Below are 26,673 nucleotides of genomic sequence, written 5' to 3' on the forward strand. Positions count from 1 at the left end.
GTATCCGCAATTTTAGGCTCTTGAACAGTTTCGAACCATCGATCCGGCCTCCCACTCTGCAATTATGATGCGCAAAAGTCTGAACACTTTAGTTTCCACCGCAGGTCGCCGCATCTGAACATCCTGCGGGCCGCATCGCAGATTTCAAAACCTGCATCGTCAGCGCGTTTTCGATTGCGGCTCCGGAAGCGGTATTATCGAACACGCACCAACCGTCCGGCGCCAAAAGTTTCGAGAACGATCGGATCTCCTCATCTGCGTAGCTCGAGTAGTAGATTTTCGGTTTACCGTGGAGACGAACGTATCGCGGCACCGTGTCGAAATCCTCCGCCGGCCACACCGGCGCAGGATCGGCGAGAACCCGGTCGATCGCAAAGCTTTTGATCAGATCCAATGCCTCGGCCGATGCCCAGCTCTTATGCCTTACCTCGATCACGATCGGTCCCTTATCGGCGCTCCTCATCGCCTGGAACGTCGTTTCGAACGCATCAGTGTCGAACGCCAGCGACGGTGGCAGCTGGCAGAGCAGCGGACCGCGTTTTTCTCCAAGGGGCGCGATCTCATCGAGAAATGTGTGGAACGGCTGGGCGATCCTTTCATCGCTCGAGTATGGGTAATCTCTTTGGGGATCTTTACCGCGAACCGGAAGTTCTCGGGAACCGTTTCGGCCCAGCGTGCGAAAGTTGATGTTCTGTGATGGCGGTGAAAGGTGGAATTGATCTCGACGCCATCGAACACCGAAGCGTATCGAGTCAAACCGCTTCCCTCCTGTGCAAACCGGCCGGCCACTTTTTTGGGAATGGACCAGGCCGCAGTGGCAATGATCGGCAAATCGACTTCCTCCGAGCTTTTGGGCGCTCGAACGAAACGAGGGAGCCAATGGCAGAGTTCCCGCTGCCATTACGCAACGTCCGAAACCAGGCTTATCTTGGTCAGACAAAGTGCTGTTTTGCGGCATGCCTTGGCGAGATCGGGAAAATTGCACTCATCTTATACAGGCCTAACGTTGGCTGCGGCGTAAGGTGCTGTTATGACCCAATCCGTTGGAATGGCCGCAGTCGTGTGTCGAAAGTAATCTCAATTTCTTGGCACCGCGGGCTGTACCTGAGAACAGGAAGGTTCTTAAGCGAGAAATAGAAGCCGTTCGCAAACAGCGGATTGAAGCTGCCAAGCGTGCCATCACTTGCGTTCCGGTCGCCAGACGCCACGTCGAACTGCATACCTATCCGCGGCGACCAGGTGAGTTCCTCGAAGGTGTAGCCGGTCCTCGCACCCAAAGCCCAGGCCAGAATGTCGGCTGAGCCGACCTGGCCAACCTGTCCCATCGCTTCCGCATCCCAGTCGAAACCGGCAGATTTGCCGGCCGTTCGGATATCGAGCACATGCCTGTCCTCCTCACCCGACGCGGTCAGAAGAGCAGCGTGCTTGCGCTGATAGAGCGCGCAATAGGCGGGCGCCTCGATTGTCGGCAAGAATTGCCCCTCGATGGGGCCGCCGCTGAACAGGGCATCGCCGCTGGATTGATCATCGAAGGGGTGGTCATCCCGATACTGAACGGGCTGGCTGACAAGGCCATAGAAGCGCCACGTTTCCGTCTCCCGCCCGGTCCAGACGGCATCGAACGCCTGGCAGACATTTGGCCCATCGCGGGCCGGTACGAACCGCTCCAGGGCCTGGAACTTCTCGCAATGACCGTCTCCCGCGCATAGGCACGGAGCCGGGGCGTCGGAAAACCCAGCATAGAAGGATAATCTAACATCTCGGCCCGTAGTCCATTGCCAAGGGGATAGCGGAGAAACTCGTTTCCAGCAGGGTCTTGCTATGCCGATTTGGAGATCCACGTGCTGTAATTGCGTAATCGGGTGATCACGGGTTTACAGGAAGCGGAGGAATGGAAAAGCCCAGCAGCAGGTAGCCAACAGCGCACGAGGTCGTGAACCCATAAAACTGATGGCGCGAAATCGATTGCGAAAGGTTCCTGGCTGGCGCGGATGATAAGGCACTTACAACCAGCCGAGCGCGGTTGCCGCTCGGATGGCTTCGGCGCGGCGATGACAGCCGAGCTTGCGAAACAGATTTCCGAGGTGAAACTTCACCGTCACCTCGGAAACATTGAGGGTGTGAGCAATGCGCTTGTTCGACATGCCGCTGGCGATCAGCTGGATCATCTGCACTTCGCGCTGCGAGAGGCCGCCCTGCAAGGCCTTCGCGTGCGGCGAATTCATCGAAGCGGCAAAGAGCGAAAGCGCGGTGCGGACATCGGACGAGGTCTCGATGAAGGTGCGGATGCGCTTGTTCTTGAGCAGCGGCGAAAGGAAGATCCGCTCCTCCGAGAGCACGCCGTTGCAGCCGAGCCGCGTCGCACCTTCAAGCGCGGATAGCAGGTGTGCGCGCGTCGCGGCATTGTCACGGCGCTGATAGGAAGTGTAGCTCTGCCAAAGCTGGAGCGCGACTTTCTCGCGGTTGGTGACTTTTGGGTTGGCGATCAGCGCATCGATCTGGCGCGACAAATAGGGGCGCGGCCCCGAAAGGCGCACGGAATCGCGCAACCATGCCATGGCGTAGGAAATCTCGTCCCGTCTCGTCAGGCGGGTCAGCTCTTCATTGGCGCTTTCGACCCAGTTGCGGCCGATGCGCATACGGACGGCAGACAGTGTTGCTGCCGCGTCACTCCAGCGATTGGCGTTCTGGTAGGCGATGGCGGTGCGGATCTCCATCATGGCGTGAAATTGCAGACCTTCCGACAGATGAATCCAGAGCCCATCGAGAAAACCGGGCCGGATCACCATCGGAAAATGATCGGCCAGGACCTGTGACGCATAATGAAGCGCGAACTGCATCAGGCTCGGCCAGATTTCGGCGGCAGCGAAACCATCAAACTCGTTCTGAACAAACTGCAGGAGATCGCGGGGCTGTCCGGCCTCATAGGCGATGCAGGCTTCGGCGAGCCGCAGCATACGGAATTCCGCCTCTGCCGCGTGCGGTACCTGTTCCAGTTTCTGCCGCGCCTCCTGGATGGCCCGACGTGCAAAAAGAGCATCGCCGCTCATCAGACGCAATACCGTCTGATGGAGATGGATGAAGAATTCCAGCAACGGCTGGCCGCCCATATGGCCAAGATAAATCAAGGTACGGGCAGCGGCGGCCTCCGCCTCGCGAAAATTCCGGCGGCGAATTTCGAATTCCAGCAGCGCGTTATAATAGGCCGCCCATTTGCCGTGATCACCCATCGGATAATCCGCCATGAACTCTCCGAGGCGGGTGATCATGGCGTCGGTCGGCATCAGGTCTTCGGAAATCATGAGATTGAGCCGAAAGGTTCGCGCCGCGAAGGAAAAACGCGACCCACGCAACAAGACCTTCAACGGATCGAGATAATCAGAACCCAGATGCTTGCCAACCAGATGGCGCACGCGCTGCAGCTCGCCAAGCTTCAGGAGTGTGCGGGCCATGGCAAAGAGTACGACCTCATTGGTCGCGATCATCTCATGGGAAAAGCGCATGATGATGTCGCGAAAGGTCTGGAGGCTATTTCGATAAATCAGTTCCAGGCCGCGGGCACGCTCCAGAATTTGCGCAGCATGGGCCTCGTGCCCGTGATCCAGAAGCAGGGCCATGGCGTCAAGTGGTCGTCCCGCTCGTTCAAAGGCGGAGGCTACCTCGACTACCGCGGCCGTCGTCTGAAAGCTTGCAAGCCTTTCGCTGGCGGCGATCGCAAGAAGCTTCAAGAATGCCGGGTGGTCATTTGGGGCTCTTGCAAGAAGGGGTGGCAATAGGCTTTCCCATTCTTCGTCCGGGAACGAGGTAGCGGTCTCGAGCCAGATTGAGAGGGACGCCGTCTGTCCCGGCGAAAGGTGTGCAAGGAAATTTTCGCGCAGATAGTCGATGGCCAGCCCTTCATCCTGCAGCAGCGTCAGCGGCAGAAATGCCGGCCAGCCGGCATAATCCTTGACAAACCGGTCTGCCTCTTCAGCAGGAAGCTCCCCCAGCTCCTGCCGGGAAAAAGTCAGATCACCAGCGTCGAGCGTGACCGCGCCCCGATGCAGGATAAGCCGCGCCAGACCACTGATGCGTTGATCGGGACGGCAGGCAACCACCAGAACGTCGATGGTCTCCATGAGCTGGGCGGAAAGGCGGGCCGATCGAGCTGAAACGGGTACGTCCCAGAAAAGCTGCCCAGCCTCGACATCGCTCATGCGCGGCTGCTGCAGGCTGCAAACCTTCCTGCCCATCGCCTCTGCGGCCATGGACAGAACAGTGGTCTTTCCGGAACCTGCAGGGGCGCGCAGAAAGATCACACCGGCTCGCTCTGCAGCGATGCGACGGCAAAGATGGGGCCGTGGGATCAATCTGTTCATGCGGGGTTTGTAAGCATATATCGAAAAATAACCTATACCATAAAGCTAAAAAACTATACCTTTGTCCTGTTGTTCATCGCCGGAAGATGCGGATTGTTGTTGCCAGGTTAGCTGGCGAACAAGGAACCTCCCGTCGATGCAGCAACATCCGTTGGTCGCGATCCTGACGCGGCTCGGCACTTTCATGCTGGTCATGATCGCGCTCTCCATCATGATTTTCGCGCTGGCGCGCGTCGTGCCGGGAGATCCGGCGCGCATGGCGCTCGGCCCCGCGGCAACGCAGGAGCAGGTCGATGCGCTGCGTGTTCGGATGGGATTGGATAAGCCGCTTCCGGTGCAATATGTCGACTATGTCGGCAAGGCACTGCGTGGTGATCTCGGCATGTCGCTGGTTTCGCAACGTCCCGTCACGACCGATCTGGAGCAGACGGTGCCGGCAACAGTGGAGTTGGTACTCGTCTCCGTGATCTTCATGTTTGTGGTGGCCATCCCGCTCGGCGTCACTACTGCGCATTTTAGGGATCGCGCGTTGGATCATATCGGCCGCATCCTGTCTTTGACCGGTGTGACCATTCCGAGCTTCCTATTTGCGATCAGCCTGCAATTACTGGCAGCTCGTTGTCTACCGAACTGGCCGATCATCGGCCGCCTCGATCACTCCTTGAACTTTCAGGCAGGGCCGACTGGCTTCCTTTTGGTTGACGGTTTGCTGGCAGGACGTGTGGATGTGTTCGTCGATGCGCTCCAGCACCTCGTCCTGCCGGCCTTTGCGCTTGCCATGGCCGGCATTGGCCAGATTACCCGCATTACTCGGTCATCCATGCTGGAGAACCAGCGCAAGGACCACGTTCTGACCCTGCAGAGTTTCGGCGTGCCGGAGCGGGTCATCATCTTCCGCTATCTCCTCAAGCTCTCGTCGATCGCGCCGCTCACGATCATGGGCCTCGAATTCGCGTCGCTGATCGGCAATGCCTTCGTCATCGAGATGGTGTTCGCCTGGGGCGGTTTTGCCTCCTACGGGCTGAACGCCATCCTGCAGAAGGACCTCAATGCCGTGACCGCCGTCGTGCTGGTCGCCGGCCTGTTTTTCATCGTTGCGAACCTGGTCGTGGACGTCCTGATCTCGATCATCGACCCGCGTCTGCGCCGCAAGGAGGCACGCTGATGGCCGACATAAAGATGCTTGACGCGTCCGACCGCAGGCTGAGCACGAGTTACATGATGTGGTATCGCTTCAGCCATAATCCAGCTGCGGTGATCGGCACGCTGATGCTCATTTCCGTCATCGTTCTGGCGGTCTTCGCGCCATGGCTGACGCCCTATCCCAAGCATGTGGGCGCCGTGGTCGATTTCCGCGCACGGCATGTGGCGCCCGACGCCACTCATTGGTTCGGCACCGACAAAGTCGGCCGGGATATCTTCTCCCGCACAGTTTTCGGCATGCGCGTCTCCCTGCTTCTGGTCATCGGCGTACTCGGCATTTCCGTGCCGATCGGCACGGTACTCGGCCTGATCGCCGGTTATTTCGGTGGCTGGGTCGAAAAGATCATCGCGGGCCTGACGAACGTCATGCTGGCGATGCCGCCACTCGTCATGGCGCTTGCCGTGTCGAACCTGCTTGAGCCGAACCTGATGAACGCGATGATCGCCATCACGCTGCTATGGTGGACATGGCATGCGCGGCTGATCTACTCCGTTTCCAAGTCCGTTGCGTCCGAAGATTACATCGAGGCGGCCCGCCTTGCCGGTGCCGGCCCAATGCACATCCTTTTCCGAGAAATCCTTCCGAATTGTGTTGCGGTTATTTCCGTCAAAACGACGCTGGATGCAGCCTTCGTCATTCTGTTCGGCGCGACGCTCAGCTTCCTCGGCTTCGGGGTGAAGCCGCCCATCCCGGATCTCGGCTCTATGGTCGCCGATGGCCGCCAGTTCATGCCAAACTATTGGTGGGAAGTCGTTTGCCCCGGTGCAGCCGTCTTCTACGTGACGCTCGGTTTTAATCTTCTGGGCGATGGCTTGCGCGACATGTTCGATGTGGAGAGCTAAGCCATGAGTGAGCCGCTTCTCAAGATCGAGGCCTTGAACGTTTCCTTCACTACCTATGGCCGCACACGCCAAGTGCTGCGTGACATCGCCTTCACCGTCGCAGCTGGCGAGCGCGTCGCACTGATCGGCGAGACCGGGTCGGGCAAATCCGTCACGGCAAAGGCGATCATCGGCACTTTACCGAAAAACGCTTCCATCGCCTCGGGTACGATCTCGGTCGCAGGGCGCAACGTTTTGAAAATGCAGCGCAGGGAGCGAGAAGCGCTAAAAGGCACGGCCTTTTCCCTGATCATGCAGGATCCGCTTTCCTCCTTCAATCCGGTCTTCAAGATCGGCACGCATCTCGATGACGTCATGCGTTTTGCCGACAAGCGCGACGGCGTTCGCTCGTCGAAAGCCGAGCGTCGGACGCGGATCGCCGCCGTCTTGCGGCGCGTGCAGCTTGCCGATGCCGCGCGTGTGATGAACGCCTATCCGTCCGAGCTGTCGGGCGGCATGCGCCAGCGCGTCCTGATCGGCCTTGCGCTTTTGCACCAGCCGAAGCTCCTGATCGCGGACGAACCCGGCACGGCACTCGACGTGACGACGCAGGACGAGATCCTGAACCTGATCAACCAGCTGGTGGTCGAGGAGAATATGGCCCTCCTCATGATCACCCACAATCTCGGTGTCGTGCGCAAGGTCGCGGACCGTGTGGTGGTCATGCATCACGGCGATATCGTCGAGGCCGGCCCTTGCGCCGAGATTCTCACCAGCCCGCGGCAGCCTTATACCAAAGCGCTGTTGGAAGCCGTGCCGCCTCTTTACGGCGAGCGCGTCAGCGATCTGCCGCAGAGCGACCGAGCGCCCATCGTCAAAGTCGAAGGCCTGAATAAGATTTATGGCAGGAAGCCGGGTTTCCATGCCGTTCGCGATGTGAACCTGACTTTGCGTCAGGGCGAAATCTTCGGATTGGCCGGCGAATCTGGCTCCGGCAAGACATCGGTCGCACGCATCATCATGGATCTGTCGCGCCCGACATCGGGCAGCGTCACCATTGATGCGCCGGCACCGGGGCGTGGCAAGCGGCCGACCCAGATCGTCTACCAAAACCCCGGCACGTCGCTCAATCCCAAGCGCAATGTCCAGCAAACCCTGTCACTGCCGCTGAAATCGATCGGTATGGATGGGCCGGCTCGTGATGGTCGAATGAAGCAGCTCATGGAGCTCGTGCGTTTGCCGCGATCCTATCTGGCAAAATACCCGCATGAGCTTTCGGGCGGCCAGAAGCAGCGGGTGGCGATCGCCCGCGCGCTGGCGGCAGAACCGAAGATCCTGATCCTCGACGAGCCGACCGCGGCGTTGGACGTCTCGGTACAGAAGACCGTCATCGAACTGCTGCTACAGCTGCGCGAGGAGCTCGGCCTCACCTATCTGATGATTTCGCATGACCTGTCGCTGATGCGCAATTTCTGCTCGCGTATCGCCATCATGCTGCGCGGCGAGATCGTCGAGGAAGGGCCGACGCCGAAGGTTTTTGCCGCACCCAATCACCCCTACACACGCGCGCTGATTGCCGCGATCCCTGTCGTCACTGATGAGGAGGAGCGTCAGAAGCCCGCAGTAACCGAGGAAGAGCGCAGGCGCTTCCTCGTCAAAACCACAGATTGATCGAAGAGGAGCCTGACGTGTATCGCGTTGGAATTGACGTCGGCGGCACCAACACGGATGCAGTCGTCCTGGAGGGAAAGATCGTTCTGGCCGGGGTCAAGGCCTCGACGACCGAGGACGTGACTTCGGGCGTAATCGAGGCATTGGAGAAGGTCATCGAGGCCTCCGGAATCGATCGTACATGCATTGCCGCCGTCATGATCGGCACCACACATTTCACCAATGCGGTGATCGAGCGCCGTCACATGGACGAGGTCGCAGCCATCCGGTTGAGCCTTCCGTCTGGCGCCGGCCTGCCGCCGATGGTCGACTGGCCCGATGACCTGCGCGATATCGTCGGCAATCATGGCTATCAGGTCAAGGGCGGCTACGAGTTCGACGGGCGCGAGCTTTCGCCGCTCGATGAGGATGCCATCGTGCGCATTGCCGGCGAAATCCGTGCAAAGGGCCTGAAGGCTGCCGCCGTGACCTGCGTCTTTGCCGGCATCAACGATGCCATGGAGCTGCGGGCTAAGGAAATTCTGCAGCAGCATTGCCCGGGCCTGCCGGTCGTCATGTCGAAGGACATTGGTCGTCACGGCCTGTTGGCGCGGGAAAGTGCCGCGATCATGAATGCGAGCCTGCTGTCGCTTGCGGAGCGCACGGTTGCCGCTTTTGGCAAGGCGCTGGCGACCGCCGGAATCCCCTGCCCGTTCTATATCACCCAGAACGACGGTACGCTGATGGCGGCCGATGCCGTGCGTGCCTTTCCGGTGCTGACCTTTGCCTCTGGCCCGACCAATTCCATGCGCGGCGCGGCGTTCCTCACCGGATTGAAAGACGCCGTCGTCGTCGATGTCGGCGGTACGACCTCGGATGTCGGCGCTCTGTCGCACGGCTTCCCGCGCCAGGCCTCCACAACGGTCGACATTGGCGGAGTCCGCACCAATTTCCGTATGCCCGACGTCTTTTCGATCGGCCTTGGCGGCGGTTCGCTTGTTGTCAGAGGTGACGCGGGTATCACCGTCGGACCGAAATCGGTCGGTTATCGCGTGCGCAAGGAAGCACTCTGCTTTGGCGGGTCGACATTGACCACCACCGATATCGCCGTTGCCGCCGGTAAGGCCGACATCGGCAATCATGCGCTGGTCACCAATCTCGACAAGACACTTGTCGAGGCTGCCGTTGCAAAAATCAACGCCATGCTGGAGGCCTGTGTCGAGCGGAGCCGCATTTCCTCGACGCCGGTACCGGTCATCGCGGTCGGCGGCGGCTCGATCCTAATGCCCGATCGTATCGGAGATCTCGAAGTGATCTTGCCGGAAAATTTTGCCGTGGCCAATGCGGTTGGCGCCGCCATTGCCCAGATCAGCGGCGAGACCGATCGCGTCTTCTCGCTCATCGACGGTCATACCCGCGAGAGTGCGCTTGCCGAGGCAGAAGCCGAGGCGCGCCAAAAGGCAATCGCCGCCGGCGCGCTTGCAGAAACTCTTGAAGTTATCGAGCGCGAGGATACGCCGCTTGCCTATCTGCCAGGCAACGCCACGCGCATCCACGTCAAAGTCGTCGGTGAAATGGGAGGCCATCATGCCTGAGACGCGCAAGGAGAAATATGACGACGCCGCCCTACGCCGGCTGACGCCAGAGGATCTGGATGCCCTCGAAATCGGTGCGGGCATTCTCGGCACCGGCGGCGGCGGCAATCCCTACCAGGGTAAGCTTCTTGTCCTCGAAGCCATGAAGGCTGGCTACGAGATGAAGGTGCTCGCAACGGACGCCATCGAACCGGATGCTCTGTGCATGTCGATCGGCGGCATCGGTGCGCCGGTCGTCGGTGTCGAGCGCATCCGCGAGGGGCGTGAGGGGTTGCGTTGCCTGCGCGCCATGGAAGAGCTGATACGCACGCCGATCGATGCCATCGTCTGCGAAGAGATCGGCGGTGCGAATTCGATGAACCCGCTCGTCACAGCGGCTCTCGGCGGCCTGCCGATCCTCGATTGCGACGGTATGGGCCGTGCCTTCCCCGAAATGCAGATGACGACCTTTTCGATCTATGGCCACAGCTCCACGCCTTCGGTCATGTGCGACCTGCATGGCAATGCCGTGATCTTCAGCCATGCCGTCTCGGAGGTCTGGCATGAGCGCATGGCGCGCGCCTGCGTCGTGGCGCAGGGCGGCGGTGCTATGCTGGCGACGGCGCCGATGCAAGCTCGCTACGTCCATCAGTACGGCATTCCGAAGAGCTTCACCAAGGCGATCGCGCTCGGCGAAGCGGTAATCCGTGCGCGCAAGGCGCAGGAAGACCCGATTGCCGCCGTTTGCGCCCTGGAAGGCGGTCGACGAGTGTTCAACGGCAAGATCACCGACCTGAAGCGCCATCTGCGCGGTGGTTTCGTCATCGGCGATTTGGAACTCGCTGGCTTCGATGACTGCAACGGGCAGACGGGGAACGTGGCGATCCAGAACGAATTCCTCGTTTTCCGCCGCGATGGCGTAATGGAGGTCTGCGTGCCGGACCTGATCGTCCTGCTCGATGTCGATACCGGCTATCCGATCACCACCGAAATGCTGCGCTACGGCCAGCGCGTCGCCGTCGTCGCCATTCCCTGCCACGAGCTGTTGCGCAGCGCGCGTGCGCTCGATGTCGTCGGCCCGACTGCCTTCGGCTACCCGGACATCACCTATTCGCCGCTGCCGGCTCCAGGCCGAAAGGCAGCCTAATCATAAGCGGGGCAGTTCCCGCATCAAAGAGGAGAACTAGAATGAAGATGGGTTCCAGAAATCTGCGTCTTTCGGCACTTCTGCTCGCCAGCGCCTTGGCGTTACCGTTGGCTTCGGTTGCTGCATCGGCGGCCGACAAGGTGTCAATTGCCGTCAACACGATGCAGATTTTCAGCTCGCTCGATCCGGCCAAGGTCACGGACTACACGGGCTATATGGCGATCGTGAATATGTATGACGCGCTCACGACCGTCAGCCCTTCGGGCGAGATCGTGCCCCATCTGGCAAAATCCTGGGATATCTCGCAGGATGGGCTGACATACACGTTCCATCTTCGCGATGACGCCAAGTTCCAGGACGGCACACCGGTCAAGGCTTCCGATTTCGTCTGGTCGATCCGGCGCCTGATCGGCATCAACAAGGGTCCCTCGAACCTTATCGTCGGCCTCGTGCAGCCCGACAACGTCACCGCGCCCGATGACGAGACCGTCGTCGTCAAGCTCGATCGCCAGTTCTCTCCGTTCATGGCCGTGACGCCGCTAATGATGGCGCTGAACGAGAAGCTGATCGAAGCCAATACCAAGTCGGACGACAAATGGGGTGAAGCCTACGTCGGCGAACACTCCGCCGGTTCGGGTCCCTACAAGCTTGTCAGCTACAATCGCTCCGCGGATATGGTGATCGCGCGCAATCTCGATTATTTCCTGGGCTGGACCAAGGGGACACCAATCGACGAAGTGCGTTTCGTCCAGACGAGCGACGACGCCACCGTCAAGGCGCTTGCCGAAAAGGGCGAGCTCGGACTTTCCTCGCACGGTCTTGGCAACGACACTTATGAAACCATCGGCAAGATGCCGGGCTACAAGTTGCTTCAGTCGACGACGGCCGGCGGCTTCGTCATCAAGCTGAACAGCAAGGTCTACCCGACGGACGATGTGCATGTGCGCCGGGCAATTGCCTATGCCACTGACTATAAGACCATCCAGGAAGCAATCTATCCGGGCTTCGACATGACCGGCCCGCTTTCGACCGTCTTCAAGGATGCGCACAACGACGACATCCCGCCCGGCGTCTTCGATCTCGAAAAGGCGAAGGAAGAGCTCGCCAAGTCGAAATATGCCGGCCAGAAAATCACGCTGGTCAACAGCTATGTCGCCTCGCTCGCCTTCGAATCTGAAGTGGCGCTGCTGATGCAGGCCAATCTCGAACAGATCGGCATCACGCTCGACATCAAGCCCGAGCCCTGGAACCGCATCGTCGAGCTCTCCTCGAAGCCCGAAACCACGCCCGCCTCGACGCAGGTGAACATTTCGCCCAACTATCCATCGCCCGACGCAATTTTCTATAACCAGTATCACTCCAAGGCTTCCGGGACCTGGATGTCGATGGAATGGCTGCAGAATCCCGAGGTCGACGCGCTGATCGACAAGGCAAGGGCGACCACCGACATCAAGTCGCAGAACGCGACCTATAACGAGCTGCAAGTCAAGCTCGCCGAGCTGCAACCCGATGTGTGGGCGGTATCGCCAAACCGGCGCTATGCGGCGAACAAGTGCTTGCAGGGCTATGCGTTCATTCCGATGCAGAGCTGGGATCTGAACTTCTCGAACTTCCATTGGGACTGCAAGGCGAACTGATCTTTGCCTGCACAAGATCTAAGCCCGACCCTTTTCGGGGTCGGGACAGCAAAAGCAATTCCAGGAAAAGTGCGGAGCGGTTTTTCGTCCGGAATTGCGAGAAAACAACAAGATAAAGCGGCTCAGAGTTTCCGTGAAAAGCTGAACCCCTCTATTGCCGAAGGTGAAACATGCTTCAGGATTTTTCCGAAGACGATATCGAGCCGCTCGCAACGGGAGCCTGGATTCTAGGAACCGGCGGCGGTGGCAATCCCTATATCTCCACCCTCAATCTTCGCAGGCTCTATGCCGAGGGCCGTCGCGTGCAGGTGATGGATCCCATGGCGCTCGACGATGACGATATGGTAGCCGTCGTCTCGAAAATGGGCGCACCGCTGGTCGGGCAGGAGCGCCTCAGCGACCCCGTGCATCTGGCGCGAGCGGTCGAGGTCATGGAGGACTATCTCGGAAAACCTTTCCGCGCGATCATGAGCGTCGAGATCGGCGGCTCAAATGCGTTGTCCTCCTTCCTTGCCGCCGCGATGCTGGGCAGGCCTGTTGTCAACGCGGATGCCATGGGGCGTGCCTATCCAGAGGCTCAGATGACCTCCTTTGCGATCGGCAATCTGCCGATGTACCCGCTCTCCCTCGTCGATGTGCGCGACAATGAGGTTATTGTTACAAAGGCTGCATCCTGGAAGTGGATGGAGCGGATTTCGCGCAAGGTCTGCACTGAAGTTGGATCCACCGCCGCGACCTGCAAGGCCCCGCGTACCGGCCGCGAGGTGAAGGAATGGGGTATTCACTACACGATCACCAAAGCGACTGAACTCGGCCGTACCGTCATCGAAGCGCGTGCGCGTCACGACGACCCGGTGAAGGCGGTTCTCGATCATGAAGGCGGCAAGCAATTGTTCCGCGGCAAAGTGATCGATGTGGCGCGAGAAACCACAGGCGGCTTCCTGCGTGGCAGGACAGTGATCGAAGGCGTCGATGCCGACAAGGGCTCCCGGATGGAGCTCGCCTTCCAGAACGAATGGGCTGTCGCCTTCCGCGATGGCGAGCCCGTAGCGATGACGCCGGATCTTCTTTGCCTGCTCGATACGATTTCAGGCAGCGCGATCGGCACGGAGTCGGTGCGTTACGGCCAGCGCGTGACCGTTGTCGCTCTGCCGGCGCCCGAGCTCTTGACCTCGCCTGCGGGAATTGCCGCCGTTGGCCCGCGTGCCTTCGGCTATGACATTGATTTCAGATCGGTATTCGCATGAAGCGCATTGGTATTGACGTTGGCGGCACCAATACGGACGCCGTTCTGATCGACGGTGGGAAGATCATCGCCTCCATCAAGGTTCCCACGACACAGGACGTCATGTCCGGCGTGAAGACGGCCTTGAGCTATGTGACCGGCGATGCCGGCACATCCGGGCGGCCGATCGATGCTGTCATGATCGGCACCACGCATTTCACCAACGCCGTCGTCGAGCGGGCGCGGCTGGAAAGAGTGGCAGCGGTCCGCGTTGCGCTGCCGACCGGTGCCTCTTTGCCGCCCATGTGCGACTGGCCTGATGATTTGCGCGCGGCTGTCGATCCACTCATCTTCATGGTTCATGGTGGTCATGAATATGACGGCAGTCCGCTCGTGCCGATGATCCCCGACGAGATCCGTGAAGCGGCCATGAAGATCCGCGATGCCGGCATCACGTCGATCGCCATATCGGCGACCTTCTCGCCGCTGACGACCGAATGCGAGGTCAGGGCTGCCGAGATCGTCCGCTCGGTAATCCCGGACGCGAGGATCACGCTGTCGCATACCCTCGGGCGGATCGGATTGCTCGAACGCGAGAATGTTGCGCTTCTTAATGCGGCGCTGCAGTCGCTCGGCAGGACCACGGTGCAGGCGTTCTCGGATGCGTTGCGCGAAGCAGGCGTTACCGCACCTTTCTATCTGACGCAGAACGACGGTACGGTGGCGCTGGCGGATGTCGCCGCAGCCAATCCGGTTCATAGTTTTGCTTCCGGCCCGACGAACTCGATGCGGGGCGCGGCCTTCCTGACTGGCTTGAGCGACGCCATGGTCGTCGATGTCGGCGGCACGACATCGGATGTAGGCTGCCTCGTCGGCGGCTTCCCGCGCGAGGCTAATAACATCGTCCATATCGGTGGCGTGCGCACGCTGTTCCGCATGCCTGATCTCCTGCCGATCGCCCTTGGCGGCGGAACGATCATCGATCCGGAAACGGGCAAGATAGGTCCGCGTTCGGTTGGCTATCGCATTCTGGCTGAGGCGCGCGTCTTTGGTGGCAACTCACTGACTGCCTCGGATGTCGCGGTTGCGGCCGGTCTGATCGACATTGGAGACAAGGATCGCGTTCGCGGTCTCGATCCGGCTTTCGTGAAGGCATGCCTCGAACGCATCCGCGACAAGGTGACGGATAGCTTCGACCAGATGAAAACGTCAGCCGAGGATGTGCCGCTGATTGCTGTCGGTGGTGGCGCCTTCCTGATCCCGGAAAAGATCGCGGGAGCGTCCGAGGTTCTTCGCGTCGAGAATGCCGGTGTCGCCAATGCGCTCGGCGCCGCGATGGCGCAGGTGTCGGGCGAGGTCGACCAGGTGTTTTCGGGGTTGAGCCGCGACGAAGCCATCGCCAAAGCGGAAGCCGAGGCGCAGGATGCCGCCGTTGCTTCCGGCGCGAGCCGCGAAAGTTTGAAGACGCTCGAAGTCGAAGATATCCCGATCGCTTATCTGCCTGGTGGTGCGCGCCGCGTGAGGGTGAGGGTCATCGGCGATATCGCCTTCAGCTGAATCAGGAGCGCCTGATTGTTACAGTCAGACATCATTCATAGGGGCGGCGATCGGTGAACAAGTTTGGTCGATGCCGGATCGGGAGCAGGAAATGACGAACATTGCGCTGGCTATTCACGGTGGCTGCGGGGTCATGCCGGAAGACAGCATGACGCCCGACGAGTGGGAGGGTGCGCGCCGTGATCTGGCCGCCGCTTTGTGGGCTGGTTATGCGCGGCTAAAGGCGGGTGATAGCGCGATCGACGCTGTCGAGGCTGCCGTCGTGGTCATGGAAGACAGTCCGCATTTCAACGCCGGGCATGGTGCAGCCCTCAACGAGAACGGCGTGCATGAGCTTGATGCGTCTATCATGGATGGAGCGACGCTGGACGCTGGCGCCATCAGCGCCTCGCGCGCGATCCGCAATCCCGTCAGCGCAGCCCGAGCATTGATGGAGGATGGTCGGGCCGTCTACATGACTGGCCCCGCCGCCGATCGCTTCGCCGAGGCCAAGGGGCTGCAGGTCGAGCCACAATCCTATTTTACCACGGAGAAGCGGGTCGAGGCGCTGGAGGCGATGAAGCGCCATGCCGTTGAGGGCACCGAAGGGACGGAAAACGAAAAGCACGGCACCGTCGGCGCCGTGGCCCTTGATGCTGCCGGCCATCTTGCCGCAGCCACCTCGACGGGCGGCTACAATAACAAGCCTGACGGTCGCGTGGGCGACAGCCCGGTCATCGGGGCCGGCACCTATGCGCGCGATGGTGTCTGCGCAGTTTCGGGGACAGGCAAGGGCGAGTTCTTCATCCGCTATGTCGTTGGGCACGAGATCGCCTCCCGCATCGCCTATCTGAGGCAGGATCTCGCAACTGCAACCGACGAGCTTATCAATCATGATCTGGCGCCGCATCAGATCGGCGCTGGCTTGGTCGCCATAGACGCTCAGGGCGTCGCCGTGGCGCCATACAACACGCCGGGGATGTTTCGCGGCTGGATCACACCCGAAGGCAAGGCCTTCGTAGCGACCCATGAGCAAATCTATGAGGTCGAGCCGTAAGAAAGTTGCCCAAAGTTGACCTTATGACGGCATTGGACGCAATCCTCCACAAATTGATAGGATTGCCCAAGAGGATCAGTTTTATAAAGCGGGTCAAGCAGTACATAAGTGTAAAGATTCGCGACGGAATCGGTTCCCTCCCCTACCGGATCCCTCGACAGCCAGCGTCCGGTATCGGAACTGTAGGCGCGAAACCAAGCGAGAGAGCACGACGCGATCACCCTCGCTAGTTCCCTCGCGTCCTTTGATCGTCTCGCGATAATGCTTACAAACGCCTTTCATCGCGACATGATGGCTATCTCATCTCAAGAACTGTCGGAACCTATAAAGTGAAGCTATAAAAAAGATAGCTGCGATCAATGCCAGCACAAGCAGTTGAGGCCAGACGACGCCAATTCCCGCACCCCGAAAAAGCACGCTCTGCGCCAGAATGACAAAATGGGTGTTGGGCGCGGCCAACATAATGGTCTGAATAATCTCTGGCATGCTTTCACGGGGCGTCATTCCGCCGGATAGCATCTGAAGAGGCAACAGAACCAGCATGAGGAGCATTCCGAATTGCGGCATCGATCCGGCAATGGTCGCCAGGAATATGCCCAGGCAGGTCGTTGCGATGACGTCCAGAACGGTCGCGAGCATGAAAAGTGCGATCGATCCTTCGATCGGCACTTTGAGCAGCAACTGAACGACAACCACGATGGAGAAGAAGGCAGCAGCAACTACGACCGCGCCCATTGACCAAATCTTGCTCAGCATGATTTCAGTCGGCGTGACGGGCATGACGAGAAGATGCTCGATCGTCCCGTGCTCACGTTCCCGGATCAGGGCCGCTCCGGCGAGGATGATCGACAACATGGTGACAGACGAGATGACGTTGTTGATCGCCCCGAACCACCCTTTATCGAGATCGGGATTGAACCGCGCCCTTAGGGCCAAATCGATCGAAGGGGGCTTGCTAGATCTGTAATGGTCAACGAATTCGTTGACCTGGCCGGAAACGATAGACTGAATGTAACCGCCGCCGGTAAATGCCTGCGACATTCGGGTCGCATCAATATTGAGCTGGATTGACGGAGATCGGCCCGCCAAGAGATCGCGTTGGAAGTTCGGCGGTATATCCACCGCAAAGGTGTCCAGGCCGGCGTCCATGCGATTGTCCATCTGTGACGCTGAAATCAATTCGGGAACCGCGAAATAGGGCGGGTAGAATGCGGTGATAACACGGGACGATATGGGGGATTGATCTTCATCGACGATCGCGATCGGCGCGTTATTGAGCGTATCGGGCGATGCTCGCGATGCCGTATAGACCGAAAGTGTAAACGCGTAGACAATCAGGATCATCATCATGGGATCGCGCGCGAGACCCCACAACTCTTTTACGCCTAGCCGCAAAACACTCTCGACACGCATCTTCAGCGCTCCTGCTTGCTGAGCAACAACACGCCCAACGTCATCACCACAGGGACCGCGAGGATTAGCGGGAAGAAGGACCCTGCCAGATCCGCGAGCCCCAAGCCTTTCGAAAACGTTCCACGAGAAATGGTGACAAAGTGGGTGGCGGGGTAAATCCGACCAATAAAAGCCCCCGCCCCGCGAAGCGAGGAAACCGGATCGGTGATACCGGAATACTGCGAGGCAGGAATGACCGTTGCCAGCACCGTGCCGAAAATAGCTGCGATCTGGCTGTTCATGAAGGTTGAGATCAGCAGACCCATGCTGGTCGCCACAGTTACGTACAGGATTGCTGCCAGGGCGAACGTCAACAGGCTGCCGGTGAACGGAACCGCGAATATAAAGACTGCAAACGCCGTCAGCGTCGCAAAATTGAGCATCCCAAGAGCGATATATGGAAGTTGTTTGCCAAGCAGGAATTCAAACCGTGAGACCGGGGTGGTATAGAAGTTGATGATAGACCCGAGTTCCTTTTCCCGCACGACGCTCAGGGCAGCCAGCATCGCCGGTATCATGAGAAGTAGAAGCGGGATGACGCCGGGAACCATGGCCACCAGGCTCTTGACGTCAGGATTGTAACGATAGCGCACTTCGAGTTGAAACGCTCCCGTCGATGAGGTTGCACTCAAACTAGCGTCCTGGACGCGTTGCGCGAGCCATTGCGCGTGAACGCCCTGCACATAGCCGAGGATCGTTTCGGCGCGAGAGGGCATTGCGCCGTCAATCCACACCCCAATCTGCACGTTGCGACCTCGCGATACGTCCCGACCGAAGGCCGGTGGGATCTCGACCGCCATGGTCAATTCCCCATTGCGCATGCGACGATCCATGTCGTCATAATCGACGATAGGCGGCTTCTCGCTGAAGTAACGTGAGCCGGCAATTTGGAGAACATAGTCCTGGCTGATCATCGTCTGGTCATGATCGAGGACGGCAAACGAAAGGTTTTCGACATCCAGATTGATGCCGTATCCGATCACGAACATCAAAATAACACTGCCGAGGATCGCCAACGTCGCCCGGATTGGATCCCGCTGCAATTCCAGGGCCTCGCGCCTGGAGTAGGCAAACATCCTGTTGAAACTGAATAGACGCTGTGAACGATCGTCTGTGGCATGGAACTTGAGATCTGAAGCCTCGGGACCGGCGGCGGGTGCTGTCGAAGCGATGGCCAGATTCGCATCTCCGCCGATTGCGTCTTCCAGATAGGCGATGAATGCATCTTGTAGGCTTTCGGCCGATCGGCTCTCCACGATCGCCACAGGGCTGTCGGTCACCAGGATCCTGCCCGCGTGCATCAGCGAGATGCGGTCACACAGGGCAGCCTCGTTCATGAAGTGCGTTGAAACGAAAATCGTCACATTGTCGTTTCGAGACAGATCGGAAAGGATCTGCCAGAACTTGTCTCTGGCGATAGGATCGACGCCGGACGTGGGCTCGTCGAGAATAAGGATGTCTGGGCCGTGGATCATCGCGACCGCAAGCGACAATCGCTGGCGGATTCCGAGTGGCAAGGCATCTGGAAGCGTATCGATGACATCAGCGAGATCGCAGCGTCGGACCATCTCCCGCATGCGGTCCGGGATAACTGAGGCATCGACGCTAAAAAGGCGGGCGTGAAGCTCCAGATTCTGCCGCACGGTCAGTTCGCTATAAAGCGAAAAGGCTTGCGACATATAGCCGACTCGGCGGCGCACCTCCATGTTGGCGGCATCAATCTCTTGACCGTAGAGACGCGCCGTACCGACGCTTGCCGGCAGGAGGCCGGTGAGCATCTTCATCGTCGTCGTCTTTCCACAGCCGTTGGAGCCGAGAAAGCCAAAGATCTCACCACGGGCGATACTCAGATTGACGTCGTCGACCGCCGTGAAATCACCGAAACGCATCGTCAGATGCTCGGCCTCGATGGCCGGCTCGCTGCCTGAGGCGCTCGATCGCGCCGGGATATGCACGTCGACATGGCCTATCCGCCTTTCTTCAGGCAAAAGGGCGATGAATGCGGCATCAAGATTGGTCGTTCCGGTTCGCTCCAAAAGGTCGGCCGGCGATCCGGTTGCGAGGACGCGCCCGGCGTCCATTGCAACCAGCCAATCGAAGTTGGCCGCTTCCTCCATATAGGCCGTGGCGACGATCACACTCATGCCGGGGCGGCCTGTGCGGATCGCGGCTATCAGGTCCCAGAATTGACGGCGGGAGAGCGGGTCCACGCCGGTCGTCGGCTCGTCGAGAATGAGCAGGTCGGGATCGTGGATCAGCGCGCAGCAGAGGCTCAGCTTCTGCTTCATACCCCCCGAAAGTTTGCCAACAGCGCGATCGGCAAAGGCTGAAAGACCAGTATCCTTGAGCAGGGATCCTATTCGCTGCCTGCGCTCGGCTGTGTCCTGTCCGAAAAGGCGTGCAAAAAAATCGATGTTTTCAAAGACGGAGAGCGTCGGATAGAGATTCTTGCCGAGACCCTGGGGCATGTAAGCAATGCGCGGAGAGGTGCGCTCGCGGTGCCTTGCATTGGCTATATCGCCGTCCAGAACTGTGATTAAGCCCTCTTGCACGACCCGGGCTCCCGCGATAAGCGACAGAAGACTGGACTTGCCGACGCCGTCGGGCCCAATCAATCCGAGCATTTGCCCAGCAGGCAAATTCAGCGTTACCCTCTCAAGCGCGCGTGTTTTTCCGTAGGAAAGCCCAACGCCTTGAAGACATCCAACAAGCGCGCGATTGCCGGCCGCGCTCATTGGACGACTGTTCCCTCAACATTCTTTGGCCATACAGCCTGAGGATCGAGCTTTACGTATGCCACTCCCGGCAGGCCGGTCTTGACCATCTGGATGTATTTGCGAAGCAGGTCTTCCGGGATTTTGGCCTTTATACGGAACATGAGTTTCTGGCGCTCGTCGGCCGTCTCGACTGTCTTTGGCGTGAATTGCGCCACATTGTCGACAAACGTCACCTTCGCTGGGATGACGTATTTGGGGGCCGCATCGAGCACAAGCCGCACGTCGGCTCCAAGCGCAACGCGGCCCGCCTGATCGGTGGGCAGGAAGAAGGTCATATAGACGTCGCTGAGATCGACGAGGTCAAGAACGCGCCCGCCAGCGGCAAGCACCTCGCCCGGCTGGGCAACCTTGTACTGGATACGGCCGGCGAGCGGTGATTTCAGGGTACTGTCATCGATATCGGCCTGAATGCTCTCTGCGGCGGCACGGGCTGCATCGACCGCAGCCTTGGCATCTATAACTTGCGCGTTCGACGAAGATAGCGCGGCCTCTGATGCGGCGACCTGAGCCTGCGCTGCCGAAAGCGCGGCCTTCGCAGCAAGGGCTGCGGCTCTGTCGTCGTCCAGAACCTGTTGCGCAGCGGAGTTTGACTTAACCAGCTGTTCAGATCTTTTTTCCTTGATCTGCGCGGAATCGAGTTCAGCCTGGCGTTGCGCTACCACCGCATCGGCCGATGTTTTCTCCGCCTGTCTTTGTTTGACGAGGCTGTTTGCGGTGTCGACACCGACCACTGCCCTCTGTACTTCCGCCAGAGCCTGCCGCGACTGTGCTTCCAGCTGAGCGATATCCATATGAGCGAGCACCTGTCCGGCTTGGACGAGGTCGCCCTCATCCACGGTGACATCCTTTATTCGCCCGGCGGCTTTCGTCGAAATGTCGACCTCGACTGCCTCGATACGGCCGTTTCCGCTCGCAATTCCCGCCGGCTGCCCTTGGCCAGCATATTTTTGCCAAACGACCCAGCCGATGACGCAAACTATCACGCCGATTACCAGCCAAACCCAGTTGCGGCGCAGACCGGCTTTTGTCATCCCGGCGACCGATGCTTCAGACGAAATCGACTTATCCATATGGTGAAACTCTATGTCATTGCTAATATAGCGGGATGGTATTGCGATCGAATTTGAAGGACAAAGCTCTTGTCTAAGTCATGTCAACAAAGCTGGCGAGCTCGGGGCCGGCATAGGAATGTCCCAGTAGGCGGGAGGCGACGAGGCGCGCTTTGACGCGCCGGGAGACAGCGATCTAGCCGGCTGGTGGCTCGCTTTGCGCGCCGACGGGAAAATTGGCATCGATCCGGCCCCAAAGGTCATCGACGGAAATATTGAACTGCTTCAGGACCGCCTCGCTCTGCGGCAGCTCGTAAAGCAGATGCTCGGTATCGACCTCGCGCTCGCCGGACGACTGGACGGCGCGCTCGGCTGCACGCTGGAGAATTTCCTTCGCCTGCTCGCTGAAATGGTGCTGCGGACCGACCGAATCGTGATCGGGTCGAGCCAGAGGCACTGAACCTTTGCTTTGGGAGCTTGCGGTCCCCGTATCGAATAAGTTGTCGAACGACCGCCGCGAAAGAGGGATTCCAGGGGCGATAGGCCGCGCTGACGTCGCGTCAGCTGCGCATAGTCGTGATCGCAAACGTTCAGCTGCTTCCGCCTGCCGTTCTGGACAACGGCGACGCGCTCGCTGGCAGGCCGCGCACTGAAAATGTCGGACGTGATTGCTGCCATTTCGTTTTCCTTCTCGTGGCGCGGCGTTCCCAGGCAGCAGGAGCCAGGAAGATTCTGGCACCCATCCTCGGGAATCCCCGCTTCTGTTGCGAACAAGCAACCGCTCTGACGTGCCGCAAGCTTGCCATGTTGGCACTGATCTTAATCAATTTGCGATGCATTCTGATCAATTCGTTGCTGGCGCTGCGAGCCGTTTCCTCGTGGATCGAAGCGGCAAACTGCGGCCGGATAACCTCAATGACTTGGGAGCGGCCAACAGCGCCTTTTACGAGCGGCAACTGCATCTGCCCGGCGCACCAGCAATTTGGACCGTCGAAAGAACGCCTCAGTAACCTCGCGCTTGATCCAGGCGGTTCTTCAATAGCCGTTGCACTAGGCGTGTATTGGCGACCGCCAGACGAAGCAGCGTCTGAACGGCGCGCCACCGTAAAATGTGCTTCAATCTATCCATTCGTTGGCCGGCTTCTGTCGAGACCCGGCAGGAAAGCCGCGGCAGGCGCTCTTGCCGACCGGTCAAGCGCTTCCGTCGTGTGAAGTGCAATCATTCGCTCCTCGTCGGTTGGTAAAACACGGATAATCACACGGCTTTCAGCCGTACTGATAATCGCGTCATGACGGGCATTGGCATCTTGGTCGACTGCAACATCCAGCCAGGCAAGCCGTTCACAAACCAGACGGCGAATTTCCACGGCGTTCTCGCCGATACCGGCAGTGAAGATGAAACCATCTAAGCCGCCCATAGAGCTCACAAGCGCGCCGGCTTCACGGGCAATGTGGTAGCAAAACAGCTCGACAGCTTCGATCGCGTGCGGATTATCGCTGCCGAGAAGCTCGCGCATGTCGCTGGAGATTCCGGATACACCGAGCAAGCCGGATTGATCGTAAAGGAGATGGGATAAGGCTGCCGGCGTCATACCGTGATGTTGGAGCAAATAGAGCAAAACGCCGGGGTCGATAGATCCGCAGCGCGTCCCCATGACCAGTCCGTCCAGCGCGGTGAAGCCCATGGTCGTATCGATGCTACGCCCGCCCTTGATAGCGCACAGGCTGGCGCCGTTGCCGAGATGAGCGACGATGATCTTGCCGGCGGCGAGAGCCGGATCGATCTCTGCCAGACGTCGGGCGATAAACTCATAGGAAATGCCGTGGAAGCCATAGCGCTTGACGCCCTCGGCGCTAAGGGCACGCGGTATGGCAAGCCGTGATGCGACCGGCGGCTGGTCATGATGAAACGCCGTGTCGAAACACGCCACCTGCGCAAGCTGCGGCCGCACCGCAGCGACGGCTTCGATGGCCGCCAGGTTATGCGGCTGATGCAGCGGCGCCAATGGGATCAATGCTTTCAAGGCTCCGAGCAGCGAAGGCGTCACACGAACCGGCCGATAGAACTGCGCACCGCCATGAACCACGCGGTGACCTGCGCCAATCAGCTCAGCGTCACCGAGATGCTCGTCGATCCAGTCGAGCAATTGCCTGAAAAAATCTTCATGCCCAAGACCCGAACCGTTTTCCCAGCGGTGCTCCGTCAGAACCCTGCCGCTCATGTCTTTCGCAATGAGGTGCGGCGCTGTCCCGATACCCTCGATCTTGCCGTGGACCTTTTGATCTAGCGCAATGCCATCATGGCTGAACACTGCAAACTTCAGGCTTGATGAGCCTGCGTTCAATGTGATGAGGGCTTTAGTCATTCAAACACCGTGAGAAAATCGTCACTGCCGGTAGGCCATTTTCTGTCAAACAGAAACTGACATCACCGGATAACGGTTTAAAAGTCTGTCTCACAAAAAGGCTACGTTTCGATCGCGTCAATAGGTTGAGGTTGAATAATGAATACGCTTTTTGAGAACCACCTTCCAGCGATACCGCAAGACGAATTGCTCAGGATGCACGCTTGGTGGCGAGCGGCGAACTATCTCAATGTCGGACAGATCTATCTCCGCGCCAATCCGCTGCTCAAGGAAAAGCTGACGGTCGAGCATATCAAGCCCCGCCTGCTCGGCCATTGGGGCACCTCTCCCGGCCTCAACCTCGTCTATGTTCATCTCAACCGGCTGATCAAGAAGTACGATCTCGATACGATCTACATGGCCGGTCCCGGCCATGGCGGCCCGGCGATCATCGCCAATGTCTGGCTGGAAGGCAGCTACAGCGAATTCTATCCCGAGATCACCAATGACGAAACCGGCATGCTAAAGCTGTTTCGACAGTTTTCGACGCCGGGCGGCATCCCCAGCCACGTCAGTGTGCCGACACCTGGCTCGATTCATGAAGGCGGCGAACTTGGTTATGTCCTGCTCCACGCCTTCGGGGCCGTCATGGACAATTCCGATCTGCTCGTCGCGGCCGTCGTTGGCGACGGTGAGTCCGAAACAGGCCCGCTAGCGGGCAGCTGGAAGAGCATCGATTTCATCAACCCGAAGCGGGACGGCGCAGTGTTGCCGATCCTGCATCTCAACGGTTACAAGATCTCCGGCCCGACCGTCTGGGCGCGCCATAGCGACGAAGATCTGAGAAAATTTTTCGAGGGTCAGGGTTACGCGCCATGTTTCGTGGAAGGCGACGATCCGATGATCGTGCATCAGAGCTTCGGCGCGGCGATGGAAAAAGCCGTCCTTGCGATCCGCGCCATTCAGAAGGCTGCCCGTGAGGATGGTGCCGACGAGCGGCCTCGGTGGCCACTGATCGTATTGCGAACACCAAAGGGATGGACCGGTCCGAAGATTGTCGACGGTATCCAGGTCGAAGGCACGTTCCGCTCGCATCAGGTGCCAGTCGCCGATATCCTGATCAATCCAGAGCATCTTCATATCCTCGAAGCCTGGATGCGGAGCTACAAGCCGGAGGAGCTCTTTGACGACCACGGCGCCTTCCGCCCGGAATATGCCGCTCTGGCGCCTGAGGGCAAACGACGCATGGGGTCGAACCCGCAGAGCAATGGCGGCGAGCTTACGCAGGCGCTCAAGCTGCCGAACTTTGAAGAGTTTCAAGTCAAGTTCGAGCAGCGCGCCCGGGAGCGCCTCGGATCGACGCAGATCTTGGGAAGCTATATCAGGGAAATCTATCGGAACAATCCGACGAACTTCCGCCTGTTTTGTCCCGACGAGACGAACTCGAACCGCCTCGGCGCTGTCTTCGACGTCTCCGACCGCGGCCTCATGAGCGAGATACGACCCGGCGATGATCACATCTCTCATGACGGCCGGGTCATGGAAGTGCTCAGCGAGCATTGCTGCCATGGCTGGCTCGAGGGCTATAACCTCACCGGCCGCCATGGTCTGTTCGCGACCTACGAAGCCTTTGCAATGATCGTGGATTCGATGGCGATGCAGCATGCCAAATGGATCGAGCACGCCGAACGCGTCTCCTGGCGCGCGCCGATCCCATCACTAAACTATCTCTTGACGTCAACCTGTTGGCGCAACGACCACAACGGTTTCAGTCATCAGGGGCCCGGTTTCATCGACACGATTATTCATCGCAAGCCGGCAGTGGCCCGCGTCTACCTACCGCCGGACGCCAATTGCCTGCTGTCGGTGGCCGACCACTGCTTTACCAGCCGCAACTATCTGAACCTCATCGTCATCGACAAGCAGCCACAATTGCAATGGCTGACGATGGAAGAGGCAAAGGCCCATTGCGCCAAGGGCGCAGGCGTCTGGGACATGTACAGCAACCAGCCGGACGAGCCAGATATCGTGCTCGCCTGCGCCGGCGACATCCCGACCCAGGAAACGATCGCCGCCGCCTGGCTGCTGCGGCGCTATGCCCCCGATCTCAAGGTGCGCGTCGCCAATGTCGTCGACCTAATGCGGCTATGCTCCTCAGCCCGGCATCCGCACGGCATGAGTGATACGGAATTCACCGGGATTTTCACGACAAAAGCACCGGTGATCTTCGCCTTCCACGGCTACCCCGGCGTGATCCACGATCTCTTGCACGGCCGGGAAGCACACGATCAGTTTCACGTGCGCGGCTATCTGGAGGAAGGAACGACAACCACCCCATTCGATATGGTCGTGCTCAATCGCATCAGCCGGCTACATCTATGCCTCGACGTGCTGCGCTATGTACCTGACCTACTGGTCAAAAGCCCCGAGCTGGCCGTCCATTGCAAGTCTCTCTTAGAAGAGCATGACCGGTACATCCGGGAGCATTTCGATGACCTTCCGGAAATTAGGGACTGGGTCTGGTCGGACTGATGAAAGAGTCTTTGCTGGCCTTTTCGGGATGGGTGTGGCCTACCGCGACTGGCGGAACAGTTTTGCCAATATCTTCATGCTCCCCTGTTTGCTTTCGTCGACCAGCGACGACAGCGCTCAGGGCCGGACAAAACTTCTGTCTTCGAACTGCGATTGATCGTCATAATGGGCACATTACTCCTCACACTTAACAAGTGGGAGACCGTGACCGGGGATTTATGGGGCCACTACACCCACGAAGAGCACGCGAGCGTTGAAATCCGCTTTCTTCGGAGCCTCGGTTACACTTTATGAAATCGGTAAGTTTGC

At 59.2% G+C, this 26,673-nt stretch carries 18 protein-coding genes and 1 pseudogene; 10 read left to right on the top strand and 9 right to left on the bottom strand.

Annotation, left to right across the window (positions count from 1 at the left end):
• Positions 1–88: 88 nt before the first annotated feature.
• From HGP16_RS19215 to HGP16_RS19230, 3 genes and pseudogenes are all read right to left on the bottom strand, one after another.
• Positions 89–789, bottom strand: a pseudogene (locus tag HGP16_RS19215) (DUF72 domain-containing protein).
• 239 nt (positions 790–1,028) lie between these two features.
• On the bottom strand, positions 1,029–1,670 hold the full coding sequence (locus HGP16_RS19220) for an alginate export family protein (protein WP_246705575.1): 642 nt from the start codon (positions 1,668–1,670) through the stop codon (positions 1,029–1,031).
• A 333-nt stretch (positions 1,671–2,003) separates the two neighbouring features.
• Positions 2,004–4,358, bottom strand: a complete 2,355-nt coding sequence (locus HGP16_RS19230; protein ID WP_168841599.1) for a response regulator transcription factor — start codon at positions 4,356–4,358, stop codon at positions 2,004–2,006.
• 136 nt (positions 4,359–4,494) lie between these two features.
• On the opposite strand from HGP16_RS19230, the gene HGP16_RS19235 reads away from it, so the two are divergent.
• The 9 genes from HGP16_RS19235 (at position 4,495) to HGP16_RS19275 (ending at position 16,209) form a co-directional block, all read left to right on the top strand.
• Positions 4,495–5,523, top strand: a complete 1,029-nt coding sequence (locus HGP16_RS19235) for an ABC transporter permease (RefSeq protein ID WP_168841600.1) — start codon at positions 4,495–4,497, stop codon at positions 5,521–5,523.
• Positions 5,523–6,404 (top strand): ABC transporter permease, encoded by an 882-nt coding sequence (locus HGP16_RS19240; protein WP_168841601.1) that lies wholly within the window; start codon positions 5,523–5,525, stop codon positions 6,402–6,404. The genes HGP16_RS19235 and HGP16_RS19240 overlap by 1 nt, the downstream gene beginning before the upstream one ends.
• A gap of 3 nt (positions 6,405–6,407) precedes the next feature.
• On the top strand, positions 6,408–8,054 hold the full coding sequence (locus tag HGP16_RS19245) for an ABC transporter ATP-binding protein (protein ID WP_168841602.1): 1,647 nt from the start codon (positions 6,408–6,410) through the stop codon (positions 8,052–8,054).
• Between the two features lie 17 nt (positions 8,055–8,071).
• Positions 8,072–9,628 (top strand): hydantoinase/oxoprolinase N-terminal domain-containing protein, encoded by a 1,557-nt coding sequence (locus tag HGP16_RS19250; RefSeq protein ID WP_168841603.1) that lies wholly within the window; start codon positions 8,072–8,074, stop codon positions 9,626–9,628.
• Positions 9,621–10,754 carry a DUF917 domain-containing protein gene (locus HGP16_RS19255; RefSeq protein ID WP_168841604.1) on the top strand — a complete coding sequence of 378 codons (1,134 nt, stop codon included), beginning with the start codon at positions 9,621–9,623 and terminating at the stop codon, positions 10,752–10,754. The genes HGP16_RS19250 and HGP16_RS19255 overlap by 8 nt, the downstream gene beginning before the upstream one ends.
• 41 nt (positions 10,755–10,795) lie before the next feature.
• Entirely contained in the window at positions 10,796–12,391 is a 1,596-nt protein-coding gene (locus HGP16_RS19260) for an ABC transporter substrate-binding protein (RefSeq protein ID WP_168841605.1), read from the top strand.
• Between the two features lie 170 nt (positions 12,392–12,561).
• Positions 12,562–13,638: a DUF917 domain-containing protein gene (locus HGP16_RS19265; protein ID WP_168841606.1), complete on the top strand. Its 1,077-nt coding sequence runs from the start codon at positions 12,562–12,564 to the stop codon at positions 13,636–13,638.
• Positions 13,635–15,173 carry a hydantoinase/oxoprolinase N-terminal domain-containing protein gene (locus HGP16_RS19270; RefSeq protein WP_168841607.1) on the top strand — a complete coding sequence of 513 codons (1,539 nt, stop codon included), beginning with the start codon at positions 13,635–13,637 and terminating at the stop codon, positions 15,171–15,173. The genes HGP16_RS19265 and HGP16_RS19270 overlap by 4 nt, the downstream gene beginning before the upstream one ends.
• A 91-nt stretch (positions 15,174–15,264) precedes the next feature.
• Positions 15,265–16,209 (top strand): isoaspartyl peptidase/L-asparaginase family protein, encoded by a 945-nt coding sequence (locus HGP16_RS19275; RefSeq protein WP_168841608.1) that lies wholly within the window; start codon positions 15,265–15,267, stop codon positions 16,207–16,209.
• Here the strand turns inward: HGP16_RS19275 and HGP16_RS34705 are convergent.
• From HGP16_RS34705 to HGP16_RS19305, 6 genes are all read right to left on the bottom strand, one after another.
• Positions 16,191–16,430: an RHS repeat-associated core domain-containing protein gene (locus HGP16_RS34705; protein WP_168841609.1), complete on the bottom strand. Its 240-nt coding sequence runs from the start codon at positions 16,428–16,430 to the stop codon at positions 16,191–16,193. The two genes, HGP16_RS19275 and HGP16_RS34705, sit on opposite strands and share 19 nt — an antisense overlap.
• Positions 16,431–16,509: 79 nt before the next feature.
• Complete coding sequence (locus tag HGP16_RS19285) at positions 16,510–17,622, bottom strand: ABC transporter permease (protein ID WP_168841610.1); 1,113 nt, start codon at positions 17,620–17,622, stop codon at positions 16,510–16,512.
• Between the two features lie 2 nt (positions 17,623–17,624).
• Entirely contained in the window at positions 17,625–20,396 is a 2,772-nt protein-coding gene (gene rbbA / locus HGP16_RS19290; RefSeq protein ID WP_168841611.1) for a ribosome-associated ATPase/putative transporter RbbA, read from the bottom strand.
• Positions 20,393–21,508: an HlyD family secretion protein gene (locus tag HGP16_RS19295; RefSeq protein ID WP_409526852.1), complete on the bottom strand. Its 1,116-nt coding sequence runs from the start codon at positions 21,506–21,508 to the stop codon at positions 20,393–20,395. The genes rbbA and HGP16_RS19295 overlap by 4 nt, the downstream gene beginning before the upstream one ends.
• Before the next feature lie 175 nt (positions 21,509–21,683).
• Positions 21,684–21,944, bottom strand: a complete 261-nt coding sequence (locus tag HGP16_RS19300; protein WP_168841612.1) for a hypothetical protein — start codon at positions 21,942–21,944, stop codon at positions 21,684–21,686.
• A 664-nt stretch (positions 21,945–22,608) separates the two neighbouring features.
• The gene (locus HGP16_RS19305) at positions 22,609–23,853 is read right to left on the bottom strand and encodes an acetate/propionate family kinase (RefSeq protein ID WP_168841613.1); all 1,245 of its coding nucleotides are present in this window, start codon (positions 23,851–23,853) and stop codon (positions 22,609–22,611) included.
• 138 nt (positions 23,854–23,991) lie between these two features.
• On the opposite strand from HGP16_RS19305, the gene HGP16_RS19310 reads away from it, so the two are divergent.
• Positions 23,992–26,364 carry a phosphoketolase gene (locus tag HGP16_RS19310; RefSeq protein ID WP_168841614.1) on the top strand — a complete coding sequence of 791 codons (2,373 nt, stop codon included), beginning with the start codon at positions 23,992–23,994 and terminating at the stop codon, positions 26,362–26,364.
• The last annotated feature ends 309 nt before the right edge of the window (positions 26,365–26,673 follow it).

Origin of the sequence: Rhizobium sp. P40RR-XXII (genome assembly GCF_012641405.1) — a bacterium.
Taxonomy (GTDB): Bacteria; Pseudomonadota; Alphaproteobacteria; order Rhizobiales; family Rhizobiaceae; genus Rhizobium.